General features: G+C 61.7%; 23 protein-coding genes and 4 pseudogenes. 12 read left to right on the forward strand and 15 right to left on the reverse strand.

Annotated elements, in window-relative coordinates:
• Positions 1-30: 30 nt before the first annotated feature.
• The 7 genes and pseudogenes from ACFQDL_RS26015 to ACFQDL_RS26045 form a co-directional block, all read right to left on the reverse strand.
• Entirely contained in the window at positions 31-282 is a 252-nt protein-coding gene (locus tag ACFQDL_RS26015) for a hypothetical protein (RefSeq protein ID WP_379911541.1), read from the reverse strand.
• Between the two features lie 99 nt (positions 283-381).
• Positions 382-1,110: a tRNA (cytosine(32)/uridine(32)-2'-O)-methyltransferase TrmJ gene (gene trmJ, locus ACFQDL_RS26020; RefSeq protein ID WP_379911542.1), complete on the reverse strand. Its 729-nt coding sequence runs from the start codon at positions 1,108-1,110 to the stop codon at positions 382-384.
• A gap of 215 nt (positions 1,111-1,325) precedes the next feature.
• Entirely contained in the window at positions 1,326-2,690 is a 1,365-nt protein-coding gene (gene purB, locus ACFQDL_RS26025; protein WP_379911543.1) for an adenylosuccinate lyase, read from the reverse strand.
• Positions 2,691-2,948: 258 nt separating this feature from the next.
• Positions 2,949-3,230, reverse strand: a complete 282-nt coding sequence (locus ACFQDL_RS26030) for a DUF489 family protein (RefSeq protein ID WP_379913357.1) — start codon at positions 3,228-3,230, stop codon at positions 2,949-2,951.
• A gap of 83 nt (positions 3,231-3,313) precedes the next feature.
• Positions 3,314-3,646 (reverse strand): annotated as a pseudogene (locus ACFQDL_RS26035) (DUF489 family protein); the annotation flags it as partial.
• 8 nt (positions 3,647-3,654) lie between these two features.
• A complete protein-coding gene (gene mnmA / locus ACFQDL_RS26040; protein ID WP_379911544.1) occupies positions 3,655-4,764 on the reverse strand; it encodes a tRNA 2-thiouridine(34) synthase MnmA in 1,110 nt (369 codons plus the stop codon).
• An 18-nt stretch (positions 4,765-4,782) separates the two neighbouring features.
• The gene (locus tag ACFQDL_RS26045) at positions 4,783-5,232 is read right to left on the reverse strand and encodes an NUDIX hydrolase (RefSeq protein WP_379911545.1); all 450 of its coding nucleotides are present in this window, start codon (positions 5,230-5,232) and stop codon (positions 4,783-4,785) included.
• Positions 5,233-5,369: 137 nt separating this feature from the next.
• On the opposite strand from ACFQDL_RS26045, the gene moaE reads away from it, so the two are divergent.
• Positions 5,370-5,822, forward strand: coding sequence for a molybdopterin synthase catalytic subunit MoaE (moaE, locus tag ACFQDL_RS26050; protein WP_379911546.1), 453 nt, complete (start codon positions 5,370-5,372; stop codon positions 5,820-5,822).
• Between the two features lie 234 nt (positions 5,823-6,056).
• Here the strand turns inward: moaE and ACFQDL_RS26055 are convergent, their stop codons facing one another.
• Positions 6,057-6,644: an rRNA large subunit pseudouridine synthase E gene (locus ACFQDL_RS26055; protein ID WP_379911547.1), complete on the reverse strand. Its 588-nt coding sequence runs from the start codon at positions 6,642-6,644 to the stop codon at positions 6,057-6,059.
• A gap of 92 nt (positions 6,645-6,736) precedes the next feature.
• On the opposite strand from ACFQDL_RS26055, the gene icd reads away from it, so the two are divergent.
• Positions 6,737-7,993 (forward strand): NADP-dependent isocitrate dehydrogenase, encoded by a 1,257-nt coding sequence (gene icd, locus ACFQDL_RS26060; RefSeq protein WP_379911548.1) that lies wholly within the window; start codon positions 6,737-6,739, stop codon positions 7,991-7,993.
• Between the two features lie 359 nt (positions 7,994-8,352).
• On the opposite strand, the gene cspD is transcribed toward icd, so the two are convergent.
• Positions 8,353-8,565 (reverse strand): cold shock domain-containing protein CspD, encoded by a 213-nt coding sequence (gene cspD, locus ACFQDL_RS26065; protein WP_379911549.1) that lies wholly within the window; start codon positions 8,563-8,565, stop codon positions 8,353-8,355.
• 328 nt (positions 8,566-8,893) lie between these two features.
• On the opposite strand from cspD, the gene clpS reads away from it, so the two are divergent.
• Both clpS and clpA read left to right on the forward strand, forming a co-directional pair.
• Positions 8,894-9,232, forward strand: coding sequence for an ATP-dependent Clp protease adapter ClpS (clpS, locus tag ACFQDL_RS26070; protein ID WP_465264018.1), 339 nt, complete (start codon positions 8,894-8,896; stop codon positions 9,230-9,232).
• Between the two features lie 17 nt (positions 9,233-9,249).
• Positions 9,250-11,519: pseudogene (clpA, locus tag ACFQDL_RS26075) on the forward strand (ATP-dependent Clp protease ATP-binding subunit ClpA).
• Between the two features lie 348 nt (positions 11,520-11,867).
• Here clpA and infA read toward each other — a convergent pair.
• The 4 genes and pseudogenes from infA to trxB all read right to left on the reverse strand — a co-directional run bounded on the left by infA (position 11,868) and on the right by trxB (position 14,662).
• Positions 11,868-12,086 carry a translation initiation factor IF-1 gene (gene infA / locus ACFQDL_RS26080; protein ID WP_379911551.1) on the reverse strand — a complete coding sequence of 73 codons (219 nt, stop codon included), beginning with the start codon at positions 12,084-12,086 and terminating at the stop codon, positions 11,868-11,870.
• A gap of 145 nt (positions 12,087-12,231) precedes the next feature.
• A complete protein-coding gene (locus tag ACFQDL_RS26085; protein WP_379911552.1) occupies positions 12,232-12,939 on the reverse strand; it encodes an arginyltransferase in 708 nt (235 codons plus the stop codon).
• Positions 12,936-13,651, reverse strand: a pseudogene (aat, locus tag ACFQDL_RS26090) (leucyl/phenylalanyl-tRNA--protein transferase). The gene ACFQDL_RS26085 and the pseudogene aat overlap by 4 nt, the downstream one beginning before the upstream one ends.
• Positions 13,652-13,705: 54 nt before the next feature.
• Positions 13,706-14,662 carry a thioredoxin-disulfide reductase gene (gene trxB / locus ACFQDL_RS26095; RefSeq protein ID WP_379911553.1) on the reverse strand — a complete coding sequence of 319 codons (957 nt, stop codon included), beginning with the start codon at positions 14,660-14,662 and terminating at the stop codon, positions 13,706-13,708.
• A gap of 312 nt (positions 14,663-14,974) precedes the next feature.
• On the opposite strand from trxB, the gene ACFQDL_RS26100 reads away from it, so the two are divergent.
• From ACFQDL_RS26100 to ACFQDL_RS26130, 7 genes and pseudogenes are all read left to right on the forward strand, one after another.
• On the forward strand, positions 14,975-15,121 hold the full coding sequence (locus ACFQDL_RS26100; protein ID WP_379911554.1) for a hypothetical protein: 147 nt from the start codon (positions 14,975-14,977) through the stop codon (positions 15,119-15,121).
• Positions 15,122-15,401: 280 nt separating this feature from the next.
• A pseudogene (locus ACFQDL_RS26105) lies at positions 15,402-17,917 on the forward strand (DNA translocase FtsK).
• Positions 17,918-17,919: 2 nt separating this feature from the next.
• Positions 17,920-18,555, forward strand: a complete 636-nt coding sequence (lolA, locus tag ACFQDL_RS26110; protein WP_379911555.1) for an outer membrane lipoprotein periplasmic chaperone LolA — start codon at positions 17,920-17,922, stop codon at positions 18,553-18,555.
• Complete coding sequence (locus ACFQDL_RS26115) at positions 18,555-19,907, forward strand: replication-associated recombination protein A (RefSeq protein ID WP_379911556.1); 1,353 nt, start codon at positions 18,555-18,557, stop codon at positions 19,905-19,907. Before lolA ends, ACFQDL_RS26115 begins: the two co-directional genes overlap by 1 nt.
• Positions 19,907-20,278 (forward strand): fluoride efflux transporter CrcB, encoded by a 372-nt coding sequence (crcB, locus tag ACFQDL_RS26120; protein ID WP_379911557.1) that lies wholly within the window; start codon positions 19,907-19,909, stop codon positions 20,276-20,278. Before ACFQDL_RS26115 ends, crcB begins: the two co-directional genes overlap by 1 nt.
• Before the next feature lie 23 nt (positions 20,279-20,301).
• Complete coding sequence (serS, locus tag ACFQDL_RS26125) at positions 20,302-21,576, forward strand: serine--tRNA ligase (protein WP_379911558.1); 1,275 nt, start codon at positions 20,302-20,304, stop codon at positions 21,574-21,576.
• Between the two features lie 84 nt (positions 21,577-21,660).
• Entirely contained in the window at positions 21,661-22,890 is a 1,230-nt protein-coding gene (locus ACFQDL_RS26130) for a UbiH/UbiF/VisC/COQ6 family ubiquinone biosynthesis hydroxylase (protein ID WP_379911559.1), read from the forward strand.
• 558 nt (positions 22,891-23,448) lie between these two features.
• On the opposite strand, the gene ACFQDL_RS26135 is transcribed toward ACFQDL_RS26130, so the two are convergent.
• Positions 23,449-23,895, reverse strand: coding sequence for a phage integrase N-terminal SAM-like domain-containing protein (locus tag ACFQDL_RS26135; protein WP_379911560.1), 447 nt, complete (start codon positions 23,893-23,895; stop codon positions 23,449-23,451).
• A gap of 253 nt (positions 23,896-24,148) precedes the next feature.
• On the opposite strand from ACFQDL_RS26135, the gene ACFQDL_RS26140 reads away from it, so the two are divergent.
• The gene (locus ACFQDL_RS26140; protein ID WP_379911561.1) at positions 24,149-24,574 is read left to right on the forward strand and encodes a hypothetical protein; all 426 of its coding nucleotides are present in this window, start codon (positions 24,149-24,151) and stop codon (positions 24,572-24,574) included.
• Between the two features lie 229 nt (positions 24,575-24,803).
• On the opposite strand, the gene tnpC is transcribed toward ACFQDL_RS26140, so the two are convergent.
• Positions 24,804-26,357 (reverse strand): IS66 family transposase, encoded by a 1,554-nt coding sequence (gene tnpC / locus ACFQDL_RS26145; protein ID WP_379910172.1) that lies wholly within the window; start codon positions 26,355-26,357, stop codon positions 24,804-24,806.
• Positions 26,358-26,361 lie beyond the last annotated feature (4 nt).

Below are 26,361 nucleotides of genomic sequence, written 5' to 3' on the forward strand. Positions count from 1 at the left end.
CAGGTTACGTTTCGATTGCAGGAGCCGCGCCTACCGTTTGATCAGCTCCTGCAGCTCCTCGACCGCGCTTTCGAGCTCGGCCATCACCTTGCGCTGATCCTTGGACGGCAGTGCCGCGGTACGGTTGTTGCCCACCAGCCTGACGCAGCGCTGAATGGTGTCGACGCAGCGTTCGATACCGGTGAGGTTGTACTGGTAGTTGCGGTTGACGTCGGCCAGATGATGAATGCCGTTGCGCAGTTCATCGGCCTGGGTCATCAGCTGTTGCAGTTGGCTGTCCATCGAATACCTCTTCTCGGCTGCAGGCTTGACTGCTGCTTACAGTACCGCGGTATGGCCGGTCTCGACAACTGCCCGGCGGCCGATGCCCGGGCCCGGTGATCAGCCCTTGCCTTCGCCGTCCAGAACCTCCTCGACCGAGGCGAGTACGCCGCGGAGCATGTTCAGTTCGGTGCGCTCGGGACGGGACCGGTTGAAGTAGCGATGCAGTTTGTCGAGTACCCGGCCTTCATGCTGGGGAATGATGAAGCGGGTCCTTCGCAACACCCGTTCCAGGTGCTCGTAGAACAGCTCCATTTCGCCATGACGCGGATATTCGGAACGCCGCTCCGGCAGCATTTCGGCCTGCTCGTGGGCCATCCAGACCTCGTAGCACAGCAGCTGGATCGCCTGGGCCACGTTCAGGACCGGATATTCGGGATTGGCCGGGATGTAGACATGGAAGTTGCAGCGCTTGATCTCGTCGTTGTGCATGCCCATGGTCTCGCGGCCGAACACCAGCGCGACCTGGCCGTCACGGGATTCATCAGCGCACTTGAGACCGCATTGGCGGGCGTCGAGCAATGGCAGATCGAAGGTGCGGTTGCGGGCGCTGGTGCCGATCACCAACTGGCAGTCGGCGATCGCCTCGTCCAGGGTCGAGACGACACGGGCCGACTCGATCAGGTCTTTGGCGCCGGCGGCGCGGGACTCGGCATCGGGGTGGGGGAACTCGACCGGGTCGACCAGCCAGAGCCGGGATAACCCCATGTTCTTCATCGCCCGCGCGGCCGCGCCGATATTGCCGGGATGGAAGGTGTTGATCAGTACGATACGGATGTTGTCGAGCATTGGGATCGTGTCGTGAGTGGCGGGCAAACATGTAGGATGGGTGGAGCCGCAATGGCACTGCGATACCGCTGTGCCTTGGCGCTTATTGCGGCGTAACCCATCAGGGACTTCGGATTCCGTATTACGAAACAGACCGTGAAAGATGGGTTACACGGCGCCCGCAATACCTGCCTAGCGGAAGATATCGACCGGGGCGCCGTTACACCCATCCACCGCTAGATTTTCTCGGCCTGGGCGACGGCATTGCCGATATAGCTCTGCGGCGTCAGCGCCTTGAGCTGGGCCTTGGCCTCGTCCGGCATTTCCAGGGTGTCGATAAAGGCCTGGATGGTTTCGCGGTTCATGGTGCGGCCACGGGTCAGGGCCTTGAGCTTTTCGTACGGCTCTTCGATGCCGTAGCGACGCATCACCGTCTGGATCGGCTCGGCCAGGACTTCCCAGGCGTTCTCGAGGTCCTCGTCGAGGCGGGCCGGGTTGATCTCGAGCTTGCTGATGCCTTTCAGGGTGGCCTGATAGGCGATCAGACTGTGGCCGAAACCGACGCCGAGGTTGCGCAGGACCGTGGAGTCGGTGAGGTCGCGCTGCCAGCGCGACACCGGCAGCTTGGCGGCCAGGTGCTGCATGATGGCGTTGGCGATGCCGAGGTTGCCTTCGGAGTTCTCGAAGTCGATCGGGTTGACCTTGTGCGGCATGGTCGAGGAGCCGACTTCGCCGGCGATGGTCTTCTGCTTGAAGTACGCCAGGGAGATGTAACCCCAGATATCGCGATCGAAGTCGATCAGGATGGTGTTGAAGCGGCAGACCGCGTCGAACAGCTCGGCGATATAGTCATGCGGCTCGATCTGGGTGGTGTAGGGGTTCCAGTCGATACCCAGGCGCTTGACGAAGGCCTCGGCATTGGCCTGCCAGTCGATCTGCGGATAGGCCGAGAGGTGGGCGTTGTAGTTGCCGACCGCGCCGTTGATCTTGCCGAGGATCTCGACCTGTGCCAGCTGCTTGAGCTGGCGCTGCAGGCGGTAGGCGACGTTGGCCATCTCCTTGCCGACCGTGGTCGGAGAGGCGGTCTGGCCATGGGTGCGGGACAGCATCGGCTGGTCGGCAAAGCCGCGGCCCAGTTCGGCGATGGCATCGGCCACCTGCTGCATCTGCTGCTGCACGACCGCCAGGCCGTTTTTCAGCATCAGCGCATGGGACAGGTTGTTGATGTCCTCGGAGGTGCAGGCGAAGTGGACGAACTCGCTGATCGCTGCCAGTTCTTCGTTGTTGCCGAACTTCTCCTTGATGAAGTATTCGACCGCCTTCACGTCGTGGTTGGTGGTGCGCTCGATCTCCTTGACGCGCTGTGCATCGACTTCGCTGAAATCGCTGACGATGGCGTTGAGCAGCGCATCGGTCTGGGCGCTGAACGGCTTGACCTCGGTGATGCCGGGGTGATCGGCAAGCTGCTGCAGCCAGCGGATCTCCACTTCGATGCGGAAACGGATCAGGCCGAACTCGCTGAAGATGGGGCGCAGGTCAGCGGTTTTGCTGCCGTAGCGGCCGTCGACGGGAGAAAGGGCGGTAAGGGCAGAGAGCTCCATGTATCGTCTCGCTGTAGCTAAGGGGTTTCGAAAAGTGCGCGCATTATAGCGGAAACAGCTCCGCGGGCGCATGTCTTTAACGGGTGCATCGCGCTATCGCGCGGATCCGGGTACCGGAGCTTGTCTTTATCTGCGTAGGGTGAAATGAGTGAAACGAATTCCACCGGCGACATCTCTACCGGCGGGGCCGATTTGAAACAAGCAGCGAAGCATGCTGAAAACACCGGTGGAATTCGCACCTTCGCTACTCATTCCACCCTACGTTCTGTCGACTCGGTCTTCAATCGTGCGCCTGCAGGCGCTGCAGCGACGGCCGTACGCGGTGCTTGAAAAACAGCAGGTGCCAGCGGCGCCGCCGACCTGGCGCCAGAGCATCGCCGCGCGGATGCCGGCCAGCAGCAGGGCGCGGATCTTGGCGGCATTTTCGGCATTCTGCAGATGGCGCGGGTCGCCGCCGACATTGATGCGGAAACTGAAGGTGCTGATCGTTTCCTGGTAGAGGCTGGCAATGTTGGCGACGATGCTGCTGTGGGTGAACACCTCGGGGTGCTCGAGCGGATCCCCTCCTGGTCCTGGCCGCTGAAGTAGCGGGCCTGCTGGCGGATCTGTTCGATGCGCCGGCCCAGGGTGTCCATCATCTGGTCGTTGGCCGCCAGTTTCATCTGCAGCGTGATCATGCTGAGCACATAGTTGATCTGATTGCGGTTCTGCTCGCCCCGGCGCTTTTCGACAAGATCGGACAGTGTTTTCAGGCCCAGGCTCAGGTCGTAGGGCAGGTCGTGGGCGCCGCCGTAGATCTCTTCGGTGTTCCTTGGATTGGTGACGAAGATGCTGCGCAGGCAGGTTTCGTAACTGTTCTGCGGCACCATCCCGCGCGTGGCGATCTGATCGACCAGGGCGGCTGCCTGACACATGGCAGCGAGGGCGATTGTCTGTTGATCCTGTTGGCGTGACATCCTGATGTTTACTCCGCGCCGTTTTTGCCGGTGGTTTCAATGACGCCGCCGCCGAGGCAAACCTCGCCGTCGTAGAAAACGACGGATTGGCCCGGCGTGACGGCCCGCTGGGGCTGGTCGAAGCGCACCCGATAGCCCTTTGCCGGACAGGCTTCGATCACGCAATCCTGATCTGCCTGGCGGTAGCGGACCTTGGCCTTGCAGCGGTAGGGCAGGGGCGGGCACTCGCCGTTGATCCAGAAAATGTCGCCGGCGGTCAGCCAGTCGCTGAACAGAAGATCGTGCTGCTTGCCCTGGACGGCGATCAGTACGTTGCGTTCGAGATCTTTCGCGGCGGCGAACCAGGGGTCTTCCGGATAATCCCTGAGTCCGCCGATGCGCAGTCCCTGGCGCTGGCCAATGGTGTAATACATCAGGCCGGCGTGTTCGCCAATCGGGTCGCCGTCCGGCGTTTCGATCCTGCCGGGCTGGGCCGGCAGGTACTGCTTCAGGAAGTCGGCAAAGCGACGCTCGCCGATAAAGCAGATGCCGGTGCTGTCCTTCTTGTCGTGGGTGACAAGGTCGTGCTCTTCGGCGATCCGGCGCACCTCGGGTTTCTCGAGTTCGCCCACCGGGAACAGCGTCTGGGCCAGTTCCGCCTCGCCGACCTGGTGCAGGAAGTAGCTCTGGTCCTTGTTGTTGTCCAGGCCCTTGAGCAGCAGGGTGCGGCCGTCCCGATCGAGACGGCGCACATAGTGACCGGTCGCGATCAGTTCGGCGCCCAGTTCCCGGGCATAGTCGAGGAAGGCGCGGAACTTGATTTCGCGGTTGCAGAGAATATCCGGGTTCGGTGTGCGGCCGGCACGGTACTCCTCGAGGAAGTGCTCGAACACATGATCCCAGTATTCGGCGGCGAAATTCGCCTTGTGCAGGCGGATACCCAGGCGGTCGCACACCGCCTGGGCGTCTGCGAGGTCGGCGAGGGCGGTGCAGTATTCGGTGCCGTCGTCCTCGTCCCAGTTCTTCATGAAGAGACCTTCGACCTGGTACCCCTGCTGCATCAGCAACAGGGCCGAGACGGAGGAGTCGACGCCGCCGGACATGCCGACGATAACCTTGGTGTGCTGTGGATCGCTCATATAGTAATCGATGGATCTCTAAACGGAATGTTCTACCACAAAGTCGAGCGGAAAACGCCGGCCGGACAGATAATCGTCGATGCAGCGCAGTACCAGCGGGCTGCGCAGATCCTTTTCGCGTGCCGCAAGTTCTTCCCGGGTCAGCCAGAGCGCGCGCAGGATATCGCTGTCAAGCTCCGCATCCGGTACCTGTTGCACCGCCCTGGCGGCGAAACAGAAACGGTAATAGGTCACGCCATTGCTCGGGGCCCGGTAGGTGTACAGGCCAACGAGGTGTTCGGGCTCGACATGCCAGCCCGTTTCCTCGAGGGTTTCACGGACCGCTGCGGCCGTGATCGCCTCGTTTTCCTCGATATGGCCCGCCGGCTGGTTGATCACCCGGCGTCCGGCCGAGATCTCCTCGACCACCAGAAAGCGCCCGTCCCGCTCGACGATGGTGGCAACGGTGGCGTGGGGTGTCCAGCACATCGGTTTTGTCCGGTCGTTAAAGGCGCACAAGATACCATTAATGGTATTATTTTGCGCGTACGGTCGGGCTGCGTTCAGTCGGGCCGCGTTCGGCTGGCTGCAGGCCGGAACAACAGCTGCCCGTTACGGAGTGAATGATGAGCGATCATATCAGTATCCAGACCGAAGACTTCGATATTGCCCGACTGCATGGCGAGTTGCGGGCCGAGGATGCCAGCTGCGGCGCCATCGTGACCTTTACCGGTATCGTCCGGGAACTGGCCGACAGCGACCGGTTGCGCGGCATCTTTCTCGAACATTATCCCGTGATGACCGAAAAGGCGCTGACCAGGATCGTTGACCAGGCACGCGAACGCTGGGCGCTGGGCGACGTGATCCTGATTCATCGCGTGGGCGAACTGCTCGCCAACGACAATATCGTCTTTGTCGGCGTCGCGTCACGCCATCGTGCATCGGCCTTCGAGGCCGCACAATTCATCATGGACTACCTCAAGCGCGACGCGCCCTTCTGGAAGAAGGAGCTGCTCGCCGATGACGAGCGCTGGGTCGAGCAGAAGGCAAGCGACCTCGATGCCGCTAAACGATGGTAGATGGCAAAATGTGGGAGATTCTATGGTTCATGGCCACCCCTGATCGTGGCAGGTGCCATGGCCGATATTGCGTAGGAGCCTCGCCCCGAGGCGAAAGGCTCCGGTACCGAGGCTGTTCGCACCGGGGGCGGCGCTCCTACGGCGGGCGCTGAAATTTCCGTGGGCTTTAGCCGCGAAGGAGTAGCGGCACCGATGCTATTCGCGACTGAAGTCGCTCCCACAGTTGGCCGGTGCTCAGCGACGGCGGCGGCGCCGGTCCTGTCGCCGGGGCGGGGGCGCGATACTGACCTCCTCCAGGCGGTATTCGCCAGGAGCCAGGCCGTCGAGCGCCCAGGGGCCGATGGCGGTCCGGATCAGCCTCAGGGTCGGAAAACCGACCGCCGCGGTCATGCGCCGGACCTGGCGGTTGCGGCCCTCGCTGATCGTCAACTCGATCCAGCTGGTGGGGATGCTGGCGCGCTCGCGGATCGGCGGATTGCGCGGCCAGACCGCGGGTTCGGCGACCTGCCGGGCCTTTGCGGGGCGGGTCGGGCCGTCCTTGAGCACTACGCCCTGGCGCAGCTGGCTCAGCGCACCTTCGCTTATTTCGCCTTCGACCTGGGCCAGATAGGTCTTCTCCATCTTGAAGCGCGGATGGCTGAGCTGGTGCTGCAGCGCACCGTCATCCGTCAGAATCAGCAGACCCTCCGAGTCGTAGTCGAGCCTGCCGGCCGCATAAAAACCCTCCCGGTCGATATAGTCGGCCAGGGTGGCGCGGTTGTCACTGTCGGTAAACTGGGTAAGTACCTGGAACGGCTTGTTGAACAGGATGATCTTAGACATAGGTCCAATTCGGTGGCACGGCCATTTCGCCGTGGGAGGGTATATACTGACGGGGCCAATAATACTACGAACGCTTTGAGTGGAGTTAGAGAATGGGCTACCAGAAGATTCAGGTACCGGCGACCGGCGAGAAAATCACCGTCAATGAAGACTTTTCCCTCAATGTCCCCAATCATCCGATCATCCCCTATATCGAGGGTGACGGCATCGGTGTCGACGTAACGCCGCCGATGATCAAGGTCGTCGATGCGGCAATCGACAAGGCCTATGGTGGCGAGCGCAAGATCTCCTGGATGGAGGTGTACGCCGGTGAAAAGGCGACCCAGGTCTACGAGCAGGACACCTGGCTGCCGGAGGAAACCCTTGCCGCATTCAAGGAGTTCGTGGTCGGCATCAAGGGGCCCCTGACCACCCCTGTCGGAGGGGGTATCCGCTCGCTCAACGTGGCGCTGCGCCAGGAGCTTGACCTCTATGTCTGCCAGCGCCCGGTACGCTGGTTCAAGGGCGTTCCGAGTCCGGTGGTCAACCCCGGCGATGTCGATATGGTGATCTATCGCGAGAATTCGGAAGATATCTACGCCGGTGTCGAGTGGAAGGCGGGCTCCCCGGAAGCCGACAAGGTGATCCGGTTCCTCAAGGAGGAGATGGGCGTCACCAAGATTCGCTTCGATACCATGTGCGGTATCGGTATCAAGCCGGTATCGGAGCAGGGCACCAAGCGACTGGTGCGTCAGGCGATCCAGTATGCGGTCGATAATGATCGCGCCTCGGTGACGCTGGTGCACAAGGGCAATATCATGAAGTTCACCGAAGGCGCCTTCAAGGACTGGGGCTACGAGCTGGCGAAGGAGGAGTTCGGCGCCGAACCGCTGGACGGCGGTCCCTGGATGCAGTTCAAGAACCCCAAGAGCGGGCGCCAGATCGTGGTCAAGGATGTCATCGCCGATGCGATGCTGCAGCAGATCCTGCTACGTCCGGCGGAATACGATGTGGTCGCGACCCTGAACCTCAACGGCGACTACCTCTCCGATGCGTTGGCGGCCGAGGTCGGCGGTATCGGTATCGCGCCCGGATCCAATCTCTCTGACAGTGTCGCCATCTTCGAGGCGACCCATGGCACGGCCCCGAAATACGCCGGCCAGGACAAGGTGAACCCGGGTTCGGTGATTCTCTCCGCCGAGATGATGCTGCGCCATATGGGCTGGACCGAAGCGGCCGACCTGATCATCAAGGGCATGGACGGAGCCATCGCGGCGAAGACCGTGACCTACGATTTCGAGCGCCTGATGGACGGCGCGACCCTGCTCAAGAGTTCCGAGTTCGGCGACGCCATCATCAGTCACATGTAACAAAAAGCCCCTGCGCCGCGGCGCAGGGGCTTTTCAGGTGTGCTCGATCTGGCGGGAAGAATGCACGACTGTAGGATGGGTGGAGTCGCCATCGGCGCATTCTGTCGACTGGTACGCCGCCCTGATGGCGACGAAGCCCATCATAGGCGCCGAAGGTGCCTTCGTTTCGGCCAGCACGGACAGTATTGAAACGAGCCTTCAGCCGGGGCGTCCTGTAATCCATCTTTAGGTGTCAGTTCCGCACTTCACAAGCCGGAGCCATTGATGGATTTCGCCGCAATCGACATCTTGCGCGCTGACAGTACACTGCCGTCGCGGCTTCACCCATCCTAAGGTTCTCACCGCCTGAAGCTTTCTGTTCAGCTTGACTCTATCGGCTTGATATTGACGGCATGGATGCCCTTGGGGCCTGCCTTGGTTTCGAATTCAACCAGCTGTCCGGCCTTCAGGCTGCGGTACCCTTCGGACTGGATCGCGGAATAATGGGCGAACAGATCCTCGCTGTGGTCATCGGAAAGAATGAATCCATATCCTTTCGCGTTGTTGAACCACTTCACTTTCCCTGTCTGCATACAGTAACTCCCGTCATAATCTCCATGAGCGCTTGTCTGCAGGCAACAAGGCTCAAATGCCAGGCATGGGGACCTGCGAATAAGTCCCGCTGTCCTCTTCGGGCTCTACGGGACTGGCATGTTCGCAGGCTCCCCTGGTCTTGCTACAATGTGGAAGCAAACCCGAGGGTGTCTTCTTTACATCGGGGCAGGTACTGCTGATACTGGATCCCTCCTGCTCCACGGCAGTATAGCAGTCGCTGTCCGGGGCGCTACTACCCCTCGCATTTTCATCTACCGTCCAGAGTAAGGCTAGAATTCAGGCATGAGCAGTTCCCAAACAGTCAGGATGTCATCGGATGATGACAACGGGCCTGAGCACCACCAGGACCGCGGTGCCGGGCTTGCCACCGAAGAGGCAAAGCCCCAGCTCAAGCGTCCGCCCATGTACAGGGTCGTTCTGATGAACGATGACTACACGCCAATGGACTTTGTCGTCGAAGTGCTGATGATTTTTTTCTCGATGAACGAGGAAAAGGCGACACAGATCATGCTGGCCGTCCATACTCAGGGTAAGGGCGTCTGTGGAATCTTTACCCGGGACGTGGCTGAAACTAAAGCCGCCCAGGTGAATCAATACTCAAGGGATAACAAGCACCCCTTGCTGTGTGAAGTTGAAAGTGTCTGATACAGGAGGCCGCCGCCATGCTTAACCGAGAGTTGGAAGAGACCCTCAGCGCAGCCTTCCGGGCCGCGAGGGACAAGCGGCATGAGTTCATGACGGTCGAGCACCTGTTGCTTGCACTGCTGGACAACCGTGAAGCCCAGGGCGTTCTCAAGGCCTGTGGTGCGGACATCGACAAACTGCGTCAGGCGCTGACGGCATTTATCGATGAAACCACGCCGCTGCTGCCGGAGAACATTCCCAATATGGAGACCCAGCCGACACTGGGCTTTCAGCGCGTGCTGCAACGCGCCGTATTCCACGTGCAGTCGTCCGGCCGTCACGAGGTCACCGGTGCCAACGTGCTGGTGGCTATCTTCAGCGAGCAGGAAAGCCAGGCCGTTTATGTTCTGCAGCAGCAGGGGATCGAGCGGATCGACGCGGTAAACTATATCTCCCACGGCATCTCCCGGGTGTCCGACCACGAGGCGCCCGACAGCGATGCGTCGGTCGAGGGGGAATCGTCCGAAGACAAGGAAAAAAGCGCGCTGGCGAAATATGCCGTCAACCTCAACATGCTGGCCCAGCAGGGGCGTATCGACCCCCTCGTCGGTCGCGATGCCGAGGTCGAGCGGGTAATCCAGATTCTCTCGCGCCGGCGCAAGAACAATCCGCTGCTGGTCGGTGAGGCCGGCGTCGGCAAGACCGCCATCGCCGAGGGGCTGGCGAAGCTGATCGTCGAAGGCAAGGTGCCGGAGGTGATCGAACGCAGCGTGGTCTATTCGCTGGATCTGGGTGCGCTGCTGGCCGGTACCAAGTACCGTGGCGACTTCGAGAAGCGTCTCAAGGGGTTGCTGAGCGAGATACGCGGCCAGGAGCATGCGATTCTCTTTATCGACGAAATCCATACCATTATCGGGGCCGGCGCGGCATCCGGCGGGTCGATGGATGCCTCCAACCTGCTCAAGCCGATGCTCAGTTCCGGCGAGATCCGCTGTATCGGCTCGACCACCTTCCAGGAGTTTCGCGGCATCTTCGAGAAAGACCGCGCCCTGGCGCGCCGTTTTCAGAAGATCGATGTGCTCGAGCCGAACGTGCAGGATACCTACCAGATTCTGGTCGGCCTGAAGAACCGCTTCGAGCAGCATCACCAGCTCAAGTATACCGACGGCGCCCTGCGGGCCGCGGCCGAGCTGGCGGATCGTTACATCAACGACAAGCACATGCCCGACAAGGCGATCGACGTGATCGACGAGGCCGGTGCCTACCAGCGGCTGCTGTCGGAGGATCATCGCAAATCGGTGATCGACGTCGGCGACGTCGAGGTGGTGGTGGCCAAGATCGCGCGCATCCCGCCGAAGAGCGTGTCCGCGTCCGACAAGGACCTGCTGAAGAAGCTCGATACCAATCTGAAGATGGTGGTGCTGGGTCAGGAGCAGGCGATCGATACGCTGTCGTCCGCGATCAAGCTTTCCCGTGCCGGGCTCAAGGAGCCGAACAAGCCGGTCGGCTGTTTCCTCTTCGCCGGCCCGACCGGCGTCGGCAAGACCGAAGTCACCAATCAGCTGGCGCGGATTCTCGGCATCGAGCTGGTGCGCTTCGACATGTCCGAGTACATGGAGCGTCATACCGTATCCCGCCTGATCGGCGCACCGCCGGGCTATGTCGGCTACGACCAGGGCGGTCTGCTCACCGAGTCGATCACCAAGTCGCCGCACTGCGTGCTGCTGCTCGACGAGATCGAGAAGGCCCATCCGGAAGTCTTCAATCTGCTGCTGCAGGTCATGGACAACGGTACCCTGACCGACAACAACGGCCGCAAGGCGGACTTCCGCAACGTTATCCTGGTGATGACGACCAATGCCGGAGCGGAGGCGATGAGCCGGCCGTCGATCGGCTTCACGCACCAGGACCATGCCTCCGATGGCATGGCGGCCATTCGCAAGATGTTCTCGCCGGAATTCCGCAACCGCCTCGACGGCATCATTCAGTTCAAGTCGTTGACGCCCGATATCATCCGCGGTGTGGTCGACAAGTTCCTCACGGAGCTGCAGGCGCAGCTCGACGAGAAGAAGGTCGTGCTGCATGTCGATGATGCGGCCTGCGCCTGGCTGGCCGAGAAGGGTTATGACGACACCATGGGCGCCCGCCCGATGAAGCGTCTGATCCAGGAGCACCTGAAGAAGCCGCTGGCCGAGATGATCCTGTTCGGTGAACTGGCCGAAGAGGAGGTACCGTGGAAATCGGTGTTGGCGAAAGCGGCGAGCTGGAGCTGAATGTGGTAACGGAGCAGCCGGAAGGCTGTCACTGAACCTGGGTTGGGTGGAGGCCTGTAAGGCCGAAGCCCAACGCAACGAATCCGGCGCCGGTCTCCAAGGGTGCTGTACTAAGGTGACGCGTTACGCGTGACAGTTCGTAGGCTGGGTGAAACGGCGCCTGGGCACGGAATATTCGATCATGGTTCGGCCTGGGCGTCATGCAACCCATCCTGGGAAGGCGGATCAGGTCGCAGTCGCTTGAGTCGGCGATGGGTTCCGCCGCATCCAGTCCCTTGCGCTCCGACAGCGAAAGGTCATTGCGGCTCCACCCATCCTGCGGATTTCAGAGCAGCGACACTCGGCTGTCGCTGCATCGGAAGATAGCCTGAAGGAAGGGCGTATTAACGGGCGCGGTAAACAATACGACCCTTGGTGAGATCGTACGGAGTCAGTTCCACTTTGACCTTGTCGCCGGTGAGGATGCGGATGTAGTTCTTGCGCATCTTGCCGGAAATGTGCGCTGTCACGATGTGACCGTTTTCGAGTTCTACCCGGAACATGGTGTTCGGCAGCGTGTCGATAACGGTGCCTTCCATTTCTAAGCTGTCTTCTTTGGCCATTCAATACCTACCTTGTTACTAACCCGGTCTTTAGGGAGTCGCCGACCTCAGGTTTGTCGAGTGTCTGTCAGCGGTTTCCCGACGAAGCGCAGTATTTTGCCCTAAAACCGGCGCTATATCAAAGACATTCCGCGTTGTGGCACCTTTATCGCAGTGAAACCCAGTGGCCGTCCAGTAGCAGCTGCAGCGGGCGGTAGGCGATCTTGTAGTTCATCTTTCTGCACTGTTTGACCCAGTAGCCGAGATACAGGTAGGGCAGGCCGAGCTGGCGGGTCTGATCGATCTGGCTGAGGATGCAGTAGGTGCCGAGGCTGCGTTTGGCGGCGTCGGGATCAAAAAAGGTGTAGATGGCCGAAAGGCCCTGGCGCAGCTCGTCGGTCACGGCAACCGCCAGCAGGCGGTCATGTTCTCGGACCTCGAAGAAGAAGCTGCAGTCGTGTCCCTCGACGAGGAAGGCCTTGAACTGCTCCAGCGATGGCGGAAACATGTCGCCGTCCGAGTGGCGGGAATGGATGTAGCGCGAATAGAGGTCGTAGTGCTCGTCGGTGAGAATTGGATCGATGCGCTCGACGCTCAGGTCGCGGTTGCGGTTCAGGATGCGCTTCTGGCTCTTGCTGGGCCTGAACTCGCCCACCGGTATGCGTACCGAGACACAGGCCTGGCAGTCTTCGCAGTGGGGGCGATAGATATGCCGGCCGCTGCGGCGAAAACCCAGATCCGACAGTTGGCTGTAGGCATCGGTCGTGATGATCGCCTGGGGGTCGACAAAGAGCGTACGCGCCATCCGGCCCGAGATGTAGCTGCACTCGTGCTCAGGTGTCGAATAGAAATGCAGCTGTCGCAGCGTGGTCACGGCGCTTCTCCTCCAAACACACCGACATCGATGTCGAATCTCCAGCTCGGACTGCAGGGGGCGTCTACAAGTCTGTCGAGTTCCCGCAGAAAAGTTTCCCGCGCAATCTCCTCGGCTCCCAGGGTGACGAGATGCCGACTGTGGACCTGGCAATCTATTAAAGGATAGCCCCAGATTCTGAGTTGTTCGACCAGCCAGGCAAAGGCTATCTTCGAGCCGTCGGGCGCGCGGCTGAACATCGATTCGCCGTAGAACATTCGCCCGATCGATACTCCATATAGACCGCCGATCAGCGAATTTTCTCGCCAGACTTCAACGGAATGGGCATGACCCAGTCGATGCAGCTGCGAATAGGCCAGTCGCATCTCGTGACTGATCCAGGTGCCGCTTTCCCGGGCGCGGGGGCGGCGCAGGCATCGAGCACGGCATTGAAGGCCGTGTCGAAACTGACGCGGTAATCGGCCCGCTTCAGCCGCTTGCGCAGGCTGCGGGAGATGTGCAGGCGGTCGGTATAGAGGACGCAGCGCGGATCGGGGCTCCACCAGAGTATGGGGTCGCCCGGGCTGTACCAGGGGAAGATGCCGTTGCGATAGGCCTGTAGCAGGCGCTGCGGGCTCAGGTCGCCGCCGGCTGCCAGCAGGCCATTGGGGTCCTGAAGCGCCGCCGATGCGGGCGGGAACCGGTCGGAGTCCCGGGAGAGCCAGGCAATCATCGAGGTCCCCTGCGTCGGAAAGGGGGCGGCAGATAGCGCCGCCCCGCAGTGATGTTACTGGTCGAGGTCGTCCAGGTAGCGCTCGGCGTCGAGGGCTGCCATGCAGCCGAAACCGGCCGAGGTGACGGCCTGGCGATAGACGTGGTCGCAAACGTCGCCGGCGGCGAAGACGCCCGGCACGGTGGTGGCGGTGGCGTTGCCGTCGAGACCGGAGCGGATGCGGATATAGCCGTCCTTCATCTCCAGCTGGCCTTCGAAGATATCGGTGTTGGGCTTGTGGCCGATGGCGATAAAGACGCCGGCCAGGTCGATATCCCGGGTGCTGTCGTCCTGGGTGCTGCGCACGCGCATGCCGGTGACGCCGCTGTCGTCGCCCAGAACCTCGTCGAGGGTGTGGTTCCAGAGGATGCGGATGTTGCCGTTCTCGGCGCGCTCGAACAGCTTGTCCTGCAGGATCTTCTCGGCGCGAAGGCTGTCGCGACGGTGCACCAGGGTCACCTCGGAGGCGATGTTGGAGAGGTAGAGTGCCTCCTCGACCGCAGTGTTGCCGCCGCCGACGACCGCGACCTTCTGACCGCGGTAGAAGAAGCCGTCGCAGGTCGCGCAGGCCGAAACGCCCTTGCCGGCGAAAGCTTCTTCGGACGGCAGGCCCAGGTACTGGGCCGAGGCGCCGGTGGCGATGATCAGGGCATCGCAGCTGTACTCGCCCATATCGCCCTTGAGGCGGAACGGGCGGCTGCGCACGTCGGTTTCGTTGATGTGATCGAAGATGATCTCGGTGTTGAAGCGCTCGGCATGGGCCTGCATGCGCTGCATGAGCTCGGGGCCCTGAACGCCCTCGGCGTCGCCCGGCCAGTTGTCGACGTCGGTCGTGGTGGTCAGCTGGCCGCCGGCCTGCATGCCGGTGATGATGACCGGGTTCAGGTTGGCGCGCGCGGCATAGACGGCGGCGGTATAACCGGCGGGGCCGGAGCCGAGGATAATAAGACGGTGATGTTTGACTTCGCTCATGATCGATCCATGTCGGTGATTCGGTTGACTGCAATTAGCGGGCATCGGTCCAGCCGGGTCCGAAGCGGCCTGGTTCGCAGCGGGCGGTGCGTGTTTCGGTGCGGCGGATCCGGTTTGTCACCCTGGATGGGGGCGTCGCAGTTCCTTTTCAACCCCGTGCAAGACCCGGTCGCGTACCCGGGTGGTGGTATTCAGCCGGGCGTCATCGTCGGTCTGTATCCTCAAGGGAGCCTGCGAGAGGGGTTGCAGAAGCTGCCGCAACAATGCGGCTAACTATCTCGCATTCGCTTTCGGGCATCAATAGCGGGAGGGATGATGACTGCAATCTGCATCAAAAGAGGATCGGTTTATGGTATGTTGTCTGGCGCAAAAAGCGAGACGCATCAGACCTTTGCCGGCGGTTTGGACGGCGGCGGTATTGCGAGTGGCAAGCTGTTTGTTTTCAATAGATTAGGTTAAGTTTTAAATCCAGATGGTAGCGGGATCCGTTGCCGTCCGGTTTCAGGTGGCGGTTGGTGCCGCATCTGTCGCGATCTGCGGCGAACCTCAGGGGTTGCCGGAGTTCTGCCGTGAAGGGTGCCGCCAGTCCCTGGATACCAGTCTCCAATGAATAATCCGGGCTAAGGGTTTGTTGTTTGAGTGAACAGAAGTTGAAAGCGTCACTGTCGTTTGTCGAGTTGCTGACGCGAATTGCCAAGGAGTCGGCCCTGGTTCTGGTGCTGGGGGCTGTCTTTATCTGATGCTGGCGGTCTTCGGCTACGATAGCCGGGACCCCGGCTGGTCGCATCTGGGCTACCACCCCGAGGTGGCGAATCTGGCCGGTGCCGCCGGTGCCTGGGTGGCGGATCTGCTGTTTTCCGTTGCCGGGCTGGCCGCCTACATGGTGCCGCCGCTACTGGCCTGGCCGACACTGCGTTTTCTGATGCGCCGCTCGGTGTCCCTGCTCGACGGCATTCCCTATCTGATTCTGCGGGCCAGCGGCGCCCTGGCTTTCCTGTCCGGGTTCTGTGCCCTGGCGTCGTTGCACCAGTCCAACGACTCTCTGGACTATCCCTTTACCGCCGGCGGCCTGATCGGTCAGGCGCTGTCCGACTGGACGGTCTCCTGGTTCAGCATTCCGGGCAGTTCGGTACTGCTCTGGACGCTGATGCTGCTCGGGTTGACCTGGTATCTGGAGGTTTCCTGGCGTCAGGCACTGGAATGGCTCGGTGGCGCGCTTTTGAACGGCTGGCGTCGGATACCGGCGTTTTTCGCCGCCATCGGTGCCCGCCTGCGACGGCAACGCGAGCCGCGCAGTCGTGCCGCCGTCGCGTCGCCACCGCCGGTTGCGTCCTCGAGCCTTTCCAGGGCGCGTCTGCAGCGTCCGGAGCCCGAGACCGAAAGCCGGGAGCCCGCGGCGCTGTTCCTTACCGATGCACCGGAGCCGGTGCGGGATGAACGTACGGAACCGCGCTTCGCATTCGAGCAGCAGGCGGCTGCGGTCGAGCCGGACGATATCCCGCCCTGGGCCGAGGAGACGTCCGTGCCGCCGGCCCCGGAAGAGGGGCCCCGCGCCGTTACCGGGCTGGTCGACGAGGTGGTGAGCCGGGTCGAGGCGCCTGCGCCGGTCATTGACGAGGTCGTGATGCCGGCCGGGGAGGCGGTGCGCAAGGGTGTTCGTATCGTGCCGCTGGCCGAAGCCCACCGTCCGATGCAGGACAGTGACCTGGGGCTGGATCACGATCTGGCGCCGGCTCGCAGGCAGCCGCCCCGTCAGGCTATACCGTCGCTGGATCTGCTGGATCCGCCGGAGCTGCACCAGGAGGCGGGTTACAGCGAGGATCAGCTCGAACAGATGTCGCGGCTGCTGGAGGACAAGCTCAAGGACTTCGGCGTCGTGGCGGAGGTCGTCGAAGTGAATCCGGGGCCGGTCATCACCCGTTTTGAACTGCAGCCGGCGCCGGGCGTCAAGGCCAGCAAGATCACCAACCTGGCCAAGGACCTGGCGCGCTCGATGGCGGTCCTGAGCGTGCGCGTGGTCGAGGTGATACCGGCAAGTCGGTGGTCGGCATCGAGATCCCCAACGAATACCGCCAGATGGTGCGCCTGAGCGAGGTCCTCAATTCCAAGCCCTACAAGGAGGCCTCGTCCAAGCTCACCCTGGGGCTTGGCAACGATATCGCCGGCAACCCTGTGGTGGCGAACCTTGCCAAGATGCCCCATCTGCTGGTGGCCGGTACCACCGGCTCCGGCAAGTCCGTCGGCGTCAATGCGATGCTGCTGAGCCTGCTGTTCAAGGCGACGCCGGACGAGGTGAGGCTGATGATGGTCGATCCCAAGATGCTCGAGCTGTCGATCTACGAGGGCATTCCGCACCTGCTGACCCCCGTGATCACCGACATGAAGGAGGCCGCCGGCGGTCTGCGCTGGTGTGTCGCCGAAATGGAGCGCCGTTATCGCCTGATGGCGAAGATGGGCGTGCGCAACATCACCGGTTTCAACGACAAGGTGGTCAAGGCGCGCGAGCAGGGGCAGGCGTTGCGCGACCCGCTGTGGAATCCGGAGCAGGAGGGGCTGGCGCAGGACGCGCCGGCACCCGAACTCGAAACCATGCCCTATATCGTCGTGGTGATCGACGAGTTCGCCGACATGATGATGATCGTCGGCAAGAAGGTCGAGGAGCTGATCGCCCGTATCGCCCAGAAGGCGCGGGCCGCCGGTATCCACCTGATCCTGGCGACACAGCGTCCGTCGGTCGACGTGATCACCGGCCTGATCAAGGCCAACGTACCGACCCGCATCGCCTTCCAGGTCTCGTCGAAGATCGATTCGCGTACCATTCTCGACCAGTCCGGCGCCGAGAACCTGCTCGGCAACGGCGATATGCTGTACCTGCCGGCGGGTGTCAGCGTGCCGAACCGCGTCCATGGCGCCTTTGTCAGCGACGATGAGGTCCATCGCATCGTCGAGGCCTGGAAGCAGTACGGATCACCCCAGTACATCGACGATATTCTCGACGAACCGGGCGCCGAGGGCGGCGGCGGTGGCGGTGGCGGCGGTCTGTTCGACGACGAGCAGGACCCGCTCTACGACGAGGCGGTCGCTTTTGTCACCGAGAGCCGCAAGGCGTCGATCTCCAGTGTGCAGCGCAAGCTGAAGATCGGTTACAACCGCGCCGCCAGGATGATCGAAACCATGGAAGCCGCCGGCGTCGTAACGCCGGCCGGCAGCAACGGTCAGCGCGAGGTCATGGCACCTCCGCCACCCAGAGACTGATTATGAAACAGTTGCTTAGCGCATGTATCTTAAGTTTTTTCTTCGTGCTGTCGACGCTCTCGGAGGCGGCCGATGCCGGTGAAAATCTGCAGCAGCGGCTGCAGGGCTACCGGACCTTCAGCGCAGAGTTCGAGCAGTACTCGGTAACCGACGGGCGACGCACCGAAGCCTCGCGCGGCACCCTGGCGCTGCGCAAGCCCAACCTCTTCCGCTGGACCAGCGAGGAGCCGTTTCCGCAGACGATCGTCAACGATGGCACCTATCTCTGGATCTACGACCCCGATCTGCTGCAGGTCACCCGCAAGCCGTTCGACCGCAACAACAACAGTGCGCCGGCACTGATCCTCAACGGCCAGATCGACCGCCTGGGCGAGGACTTCAGCATCAGCCTGCTGCACGAGAACGAGTCCGAAGCGCTGTTCGAGCTGCTGCCCCGGCGTGCGGAGCAGAGCGCCTTCACCCGTATCCGGCTGTTTTTCCAGCAGGAGCGGGTATCGGAGCTGATGCTCGAGGATTCCCTGGGACAGCGTACGACGATCCGTTTCTTCAACCAGCAGCTGAACCCGGAACTGCCGGGGGACCTGTTCAGCTTCGAGGTGCCGGAAGACGCCGATCTGATCGTTGACCCGGGGGTGTAATGGACGACCTTTTCGCCGACAGCTCGCCGGGTTATCAGCCGCTGGCCGCCCGGATGCGGCCCCGTACCCTGGACGAATACGCTGGCCAGCAGCATCTGCTGGCACCCGGCAAGGCCCTGCGCCTGGCGCTGGAGCAGGGGCTGGCCCACTCGATGATCTTCTGGGGGCCGCCGGGCGTGGGCAAGACCACGCTCGCGAAACTGATGGCCCACCAGGTCGATGCGCATTTTCTGACGATCTCGGCGGTGTTGTCCGGGGTCAAGGAGATCCGTGCCGCGATCGACGAGGCCCGGGTGGTCAAGGCCCAGTCCGGGCGCAAGAGCATCCTGTTCGTCGACGAGGTGCACCGCTTCAACAAGTCGCAGCAGGACGCTTTCCTGCCCTATATCGAGGACGGCACCGTCATCTTCGTCGGCGCCACGACCGAGAATCCGTCGTTCGAGCTCAACAATGCGCTGCTGTCCCGGGCCCGGGTCTACCTGCTGCGCGGTCTCGAAACCGCGGACCTGCTGGGCCTGTTGCAGCGCGCCCTGAACGATCCTGACCGGGGACTCGGACAGCGTCCGCTGAAATTCGCCGACGGCATCCTCGAACATCTGGCGCAGGCAGCCGATGGCGACGCGCGCCGGGCACTGAACCTGCTGGAGATCGCCTCGGACCTGGCGCAGCCCGACGGCGGGGTCGAGGTGGTCGATGCGGCCGTCATGACCGAGGTGCTGGGCGCGGGCGGCCGGCGTTTCGACAAGCAGGGCGATCTCTTCTACGACATGCTGTCGGCCTTCCACAAGTCGGTGCGCGGCTCGTCGCCCGATGGCGCCCTGTACTGGTACTGCCGCATGCTCGACGGCGGCTGCGACCCGCTTGTGGTGGCGCGCCGGCTGGTGGCGATCGCCTCCGAGGATATTGGCAATGCCGACCCGCGGGCGATGCAGGTGGTACTCTCGGCCTGGGATGCGTTCGAGAGGGTCGGGCCCGCCGAAGGCGAAAGGGCCATCGCCCAGGCGGCGATCTACTGCGCCTGCGCACCGAAGAGCAATGCGGTTTACCGCGCCTTCAATCAGTGCCGGGCCGATGTGGCGAAAGAGTCCGGTTACGAGGTGCCGGCGCACCTGCGCAATGCCCCGACCAGTCTGATGAAGGATCTCGGCTATGGCGCCGGGTACCGCTATGCACACGACGAGGAGGGGGCCTATGCGGCCGGCGAGGCCTACCTCCCCGAGGAGATCGCCGGGCGGCGCTATTACGCACCGAACCGTCGCGGTCTCGAGCAGAAAATTGCGGACAAGCTGGACTATCTCGCGTCCCTCGACGCCCGGAGCCCCAACCGTCGTTACCTGAAAAAGGACCGCTGATGCTGCATCTGGTATCCGTTGCGCTGGGAGGCGCCCTCGGGGCCCTGGCCCGCTACTGGGTCAGCGGCGTGCTCAACAACGCCGCCTGGCGCCTGCCGCTCGGGACCCTGGCCTGCAATGTCGCGGGGTCGCTGCTGATGGGGGTGCTGTTCGTGCTGGTGCTGGAGCGGGCGCGCTTAAGTCCCGAGCTGCGGCCGCTGCTGATGGTCGGCTTCCTGGGGGCCTTTACCACCTTCTCGACGTTCTCGCTGGAAACGGTGGCGATGTTGATGGAGGGGCATGTCATGTCCGCCCTAATCTATGTATTATTGAGCGTTATTCTGTGCCTTGCCGCCCTGTATGCCGGCATATGCATAACCCGCCTGTTCTGATCTGTAAGGTGCTTTGAGAACCCATGCTAGACCCCAAATACGTCCGCTCCAATCCTGAAGAAGTTGCCCTGCTGCTGAAGAAGAAGGGCTTCGAATTTCCGGTCGAGCGTTTCAGCGAACTGGAACATGAGCGCAAGGAAGTGCAGGTCCTCACCGAAAACCTGCAAAACGAACGCAACAGCCGCTCCAAGCAGATCGGCAAGGCGATTGGCGCCGGCGAGGATCCCGAGCCGCTGAAGGCTGAGGTGAAGGCGCTGGGCGAACAGCTCGATGGCGCCAAGCATCGTCTGGGCGAACTCCAGGAAGCCCTCGACGAACTGCTGCTGGGCGTGCCCAACCTGCCCGACGCCAGCGTGCCGGAAGGCGCCGACGAGGACGACAATGTCGAAGTGCGTCGCTGGGGGCAGCCGCGGGCGTTCGACTTCGAGCCGCAGGATCACGTCGCCATCGGCGAGCGCCATGGCGAGCTGGACTTCGAGACCGCGGCGAAACTGACCGGTTCGCGCTTCGCGGTGATGAAGGGCAAGATCGCGCGGCTGCACCGTGCGCTGATCCAGCTGATGCTCGATACCCACACCGGCCAGCACGGCTACAACGAGATCTACGTGCCCTACATGGTCAACGCCGACTCGCTGTACGGCACCGGCCAGTTGCCGAAGTTCGAGGCGGACCTGTTCAAGGTGCCGTTCGGCGACCGCGACTACTACCTGATTCCGACCTCGGAGGTGCCGGTCACCAACGTGGTGCGCGACGAGATCGTGCCGGCCGAGCAGATGCCGCTGAAATTCACCTGCCATACCCCCTGTTTCCGTTCCGAGGCCGGCGCCTCGGGCAAGGACACCCGCGGCATGATCCGCCAGCACCAGTTCGAGAAGGTCGAGCTGCTGCAGCTGGTCGAGCCGTCCAAGTCCTGGGACGCGCTGGAGGAACTGACCGGCCATGCCGAGAAGATCCTGCAGCTGCTGAACCTGCCGTACCGGGTCGTGACCCTGTGCGGCGGCGACCTCGGGTTCGGTGCCGCCAAGACCTACGATATCGAGGTCTGGCTGCCGGGGCAGGGCAAATACCGCGAGATCTCTTCCTGCTCCAACATGCTCGATTTCCAGGCCCGCCGCATGAAGGCGCGCTGGCGCAACCCGGAAACCGGCAAGCCCGAACTGCTGCATACCCTCAACGGTTCGGGCCTGGCGGTCGGCCGCACTCTGCTGGCGATCCTGGAAAACTACCAGCGTGCCGACGGCAGTGTCGAGGTGCCCGAGGTGCTGCATCCCTACATGGGCGGCGTCACCGAAATCTGAGGGTGACAGCCCGCTGCACAGGCGGTGGGCTGGAATTCGATTCGCCCGGAGGCCGGGCGCCTACAGGGAATGAGTGGAACCTGGATGAAACCTCGCTATGACATCCTGATCGTTGGTGGTGGCATGGTGGGCGCGGCCCTGGCCTGCGCCCTGGGCAACAGTGCGCTGTCGGTGGCGGTGCTGGAGCGGGACTTTCCGCCCGCCTTCGAACCCGAACAGCCCTGGGACCTGCGGGTCTCGGCACTGAGCGCCGCGTCGCGCAACATTCTCGAAGCGGTGGGCGCCTGGGACGGCATTCGCAGCCGGCGCCTCTGTCCCTACCGGCGCATGAAGGTGTGGGAGACCAGCGAGGTCCAGGCGGCGACCGAATTCCGGGCTGAAGAGATCGGCCGCGAGGCGCTGGGTCATATCGTCGAGAACCGTATCGTGCAGCTGGCGCTGATCGAGCGGCTCAAGGCGTTCGCCAATATCGATCTGATCTGCCCGGCGCGTACCGAAATGATCGAGTACGCCCCCGGCAGCAGCCTGGTGCGGCTCGACGACGGCCGCGAGATCGTCGGCCGGCTGCTGGTGGCGGCCGACGGCGGCCAGTCCCGGGTGCGAGAGGCGGCCGGTATCGGCGTGCACCAGTGGGATTACGATCAGCACGCCCTGGTGGCCACGGTCGAGACCGGCTACGGCCAGCAGGACATCACCTGGCAGCAGTTCACCCCGACCGGCCCGCTGGCCTTCCTGCCGCTGGCCGGCGCCAATGCCTCGCTGGTCTGGTACGAGCGGCCCGATGCGGTCAAGCGCCTGATGGCGCTGAACGAGGATGCTTTCCTCGACGAGCTGCACCGGACCTTTCCGGAATGTCTCGGCAGGATCACCCGGGTGGTGGCTCGAGGCTCCTTCCCGCTGCGTCGTCAGCATGCCCAGCAGTACGTCGCCGAAGGCGTGGCGCTGGTCGGCGATGCAGCGCACATGATTCACCCGCTGGCCGGGCAGGGCGTCAATATCGGCCTGCTCGATGCTGCCTCTCTGGCCGAAGTGCTGCTCGAGGCCGAGGCTGCGGGCCAGCGCGTCGACGCCCTCGACGTGCTGCAGCGCTACGAAAGCTCGAGGCGCCGGCACAATCTGATGATGATGCAGCTGATGGATACCTTCTACCGGGTCTTCGGCAACGACAGCCTGCCGCTCAAGCTGCTGCGCAACCTCGGTCTGGGCCTGGCCGAGCACTCCGGCCCACTCAAGCGCCGGGTGGTCCGCATGGCCATGGGGCTGGAGGGAGACCTGCCACGGCTGGCCAGAGGCGAGGGGATCCTCAAGACCTGAGTCATCGCAAGACCGGAACCCCTGTAGGGTGGATTAAGGGCCGAAGGCCCGCATTCCACCGGTGCTTTCCGGTTTGTCCGTGGCCTGTGTCGGGTGCCCGCGCCGCTGTGATAAAGGGCCCCCATCAAATCGATTGCAGGATGCAGGCTGGACCAGGCAATCGACGCCCGGCCTGTCTTTCCATTCCCCGGCAAAGCACTTATACGGTTTACCCCGCCGCATTTCGCCGCTAGTCTGTTCAGACAGTGGCTGTCGTGCAAATGGAGTGCATTCCCCCAAAGGACTGAAAGCGCGCTGTCGAAGTGACGCCGGTATCAGGCGTTATTCACCGTATCGGTCCTGCCGGGCCAAACCCGCCCCGGCCCGTGAAGCCCTTTATGCACGATCGCCCGATCGTCACGGCGCAAATCCGCGTCCACACTCGAGATCGGCTTTCCGCACCACCGCACGGACGGGCGGTAGCGTGCCCGCCTGGCGCCGTCGCGATTGTAGGGGGCCGGTCCCCTGCGAACCCGCTGCCTGCAGGCACTATGGTTTACAGGCTGCTCAATGGGCTTTTCACATCCTCTCCTTGACCCGCAGGCGTACCCGTTCGATGCGGAACCAGGAGCCGTACAGCAGCGCAGCCATCAGGTAGTGAACGCCTTTCAACTCGGCGAGCAACGCCGCGACCTCGTTGCCGGTCAAGACCACCGGCAGTTTGCGCTGTCGCTGGGAGCGGTTGAAGCCCGACAGGTCGCCCGGGGTCTGACCCGGAAACCTGGTCTTGAGGAATACGATCGCGTTAAGTGTCAGGCCCCGGGTGCCTGCCGAGACATTCCGCTCCGCCGCCAGGAACGTAAGAAAGCGCTTGATCGCGTCACCATCGAGAATTGATGGATGCTGTTTACCGCTGAACAGGATGAAGAACTTGATCCAGTACAGGTAGGAGTCAATCGTTCGGCGACTATAGCGCTGAACCCGCATGAAGTCCTCGACGGACTGGAGAAAAGGAGACTTCGCCATCTTCGACACTTCGTCCTTGAAATGTTCAGAAGAGCCTATACTAATACCTTTTGGTCGAGATGGTGTCGAGGTGAAATACCTTTTCACGATCATGCAGGCTTCTTAAAGAAGCGATATTTTAAAGGAAATCAACGTGTTGCGCATGCGTGCTGTTTTGTGACAAAAAATTAAAGGTATACCTTCTTATAATTATTATGAGGCCGGAGGCCTCATTAACAGACTGTTAGAGCCTTCAATGGAGTGTCCGCAAGACATGTCTGAACTCGGTAACCTATCGACAATTGCCGGCATTATTGCCGCGTTTGGTATCGCAATGCTGTATTTCCGAATCCAGCGCGAACTCCAAATGGATAGCAGTGACGAGCCGATTTGGATTCCTTATGCGGAACGGTTGTTGATCGGGGCGACTCTCCTCTGTTTGGTCCTTGTGTTGCTGCCGGTAGCATCTCAGCTACCTCTTTCAGGAAGTCTCGGTCGGCTTCCGTTTGCCGCCGCAACCGCGGCGCTGATCTTGGTGATCGGGTATGTGCCCGCCATTTTTGCACATTACAGACTTCTTCCTGGTACGCGAAGGGAGGGTCTCTATGAGAATCCCGAGCCGGCCGAGTCTGTAATAACATGGAGCACGGTCTTTCTTGCGGGCGCTGGTTTCTTGGTTGTCATGATGAGGCTATGGTGATTCACAGCTCTAACAACCACATGAAATTCGCTCCCTACGGTCGCCGGACCTCCGCTTCGCTGCGGCCGTTTATGTGAAACGTTATGTGAAGCAAGAAAGGTGGTGTTTTTAGGCCGATAGGGGTAATAGGTGGGGGACTGGCAATCCCCATGACGATTGTTGCTTCTGTAGCCCTGCTGTTGTTTTTGTTGCGTTACGTAAGTATTAGTAAGCGTTGACTGCTTACACCCTAGATGGCCTCAGCAACCTGCGAGTCGTCGAGGTTGATGTTCCAGGGGAGCAGGCTTTCGACGTCTGATGCCCTGGTATTGTTGATCCGTTTCAGTACGGCTGTCAGGTAAGCTTTCGGATCGATACCGTTCAACTTCGCTGTACCCATGATGCTGTAGAGCGCCGCACCGTAATGCCCGCCATCCTCAGATCCAGCAAAAAGATGATTTTTCCGCCCCAAGGCCAAGGGACGGATGGCACGTTCAGCGGCATTGTTATCGATCTCGACTCGACCATCGTTGAGATACAGCGTCAGGCTATCCCACTGCTTACGGGCATAGTTGATCGCTCTCCCCAGGGCAGAGCCTTTAGAGCATTGCCGAAGCGTCTGATCCAGCCAGGCATGCAGATCATCCATTAACGGTTTGGCCTGTCCTGCTCGATAAGCTTGCCGTTCATCGGGTGGCCGGCCATTGATCTGTTTCTCTACGCTATACAGCGCGTTGATTCGATCAACGGCCTCCTGTGCTACAGGACTTTGTGTGGATTCTGCCAGTTCAAAGAACTTTCTTCTCACATGCGCCCAACAACCGGCTCTCGTGATGCCTGATTGAACCGCCAGGTTGTAACCCGCATAGGCATCTGCCTGGATAATGCCGCAATACCCTTTCAGGTGAGCGGCTGGCTCTTTCCCAGATCGCGTTGTGCTGTATTGGAACCAGACCGCCGGTGCGGCATCACCAGCCCAGGGACGATCATCACGCACATAGTTCCAGTAGCGTCCCGTCAGGGTTTTACTGTTCCCAGGCTTGAGCGTGGGCGCTGTGGTGTCGTCGGCATGGAGCTTGTCCGCATCCATGACATGGCTGCGGATTGCCTGGACCAGGGGTTCCAACAGTGCACCGGCACGACCCACCCAGCCCGCCAGCGTGGAGCGATCCAGATCGATACCCGCACGCCTGAAGCGCTCTTCCTGACGGTAGAGAGGTAGATGATCAGCGTATTTATCAACGATCACTTGCGCGATCAGCGCCGCCGAAGCGATCCCCTTATCGATCACACGCTCCTGTGCAGGTGCCTGGGCGATTCGATCGCAGGCACTACAGCTATATTTAGGCCGAACCTGCCGGATAACGACATACTGTTCTGGAACCACATGCAGCATTTCAGAGGTATCTTCTCCGATCAGCTTCATATCCCCACCACAGTCGGGGCAGTTACAACTGGAGGGTTCGTAACGACGCTCCTCGCGGGGAAGCGATTCGCTGAAGCGTTTGCGGCTGCGCGAGGTAGACGGCAGCGTTGCCGAGATGTTGGAACTCGGTGATATTTGCGCGAGGGCCGTTTCGGTATCTTCGATCAGAAGATCGAGCTGGTCTGAGCTTCCAGATCGTTCGCTGGAGCGACCAAAGCGATTCCGAAGCAATGCAGCCAGGCGGAGTTCGAGGCGCTCTGTCCGAGTCTTCTCTGCGGTGAGGTCCTGCTGCAAACTGGCCATGTCCTGCTGCATAGCAAGTACCATCTGCTTAAGCAGTTCTGGATCACTTGGCAGGGAGTCAGCGGTCAATTTCATGGCG

The organism is Marinobacterium aestuariivivens (assembly GCF_042661465.1).
GTDB classification, from domain to species: Bacteria; Pseudomonadota; Gammaproteobacteria; order Pseudomonadales; family Balneatricaceae; genus Marinobacterium_A; species Marinobacterium_A aestuariivivens.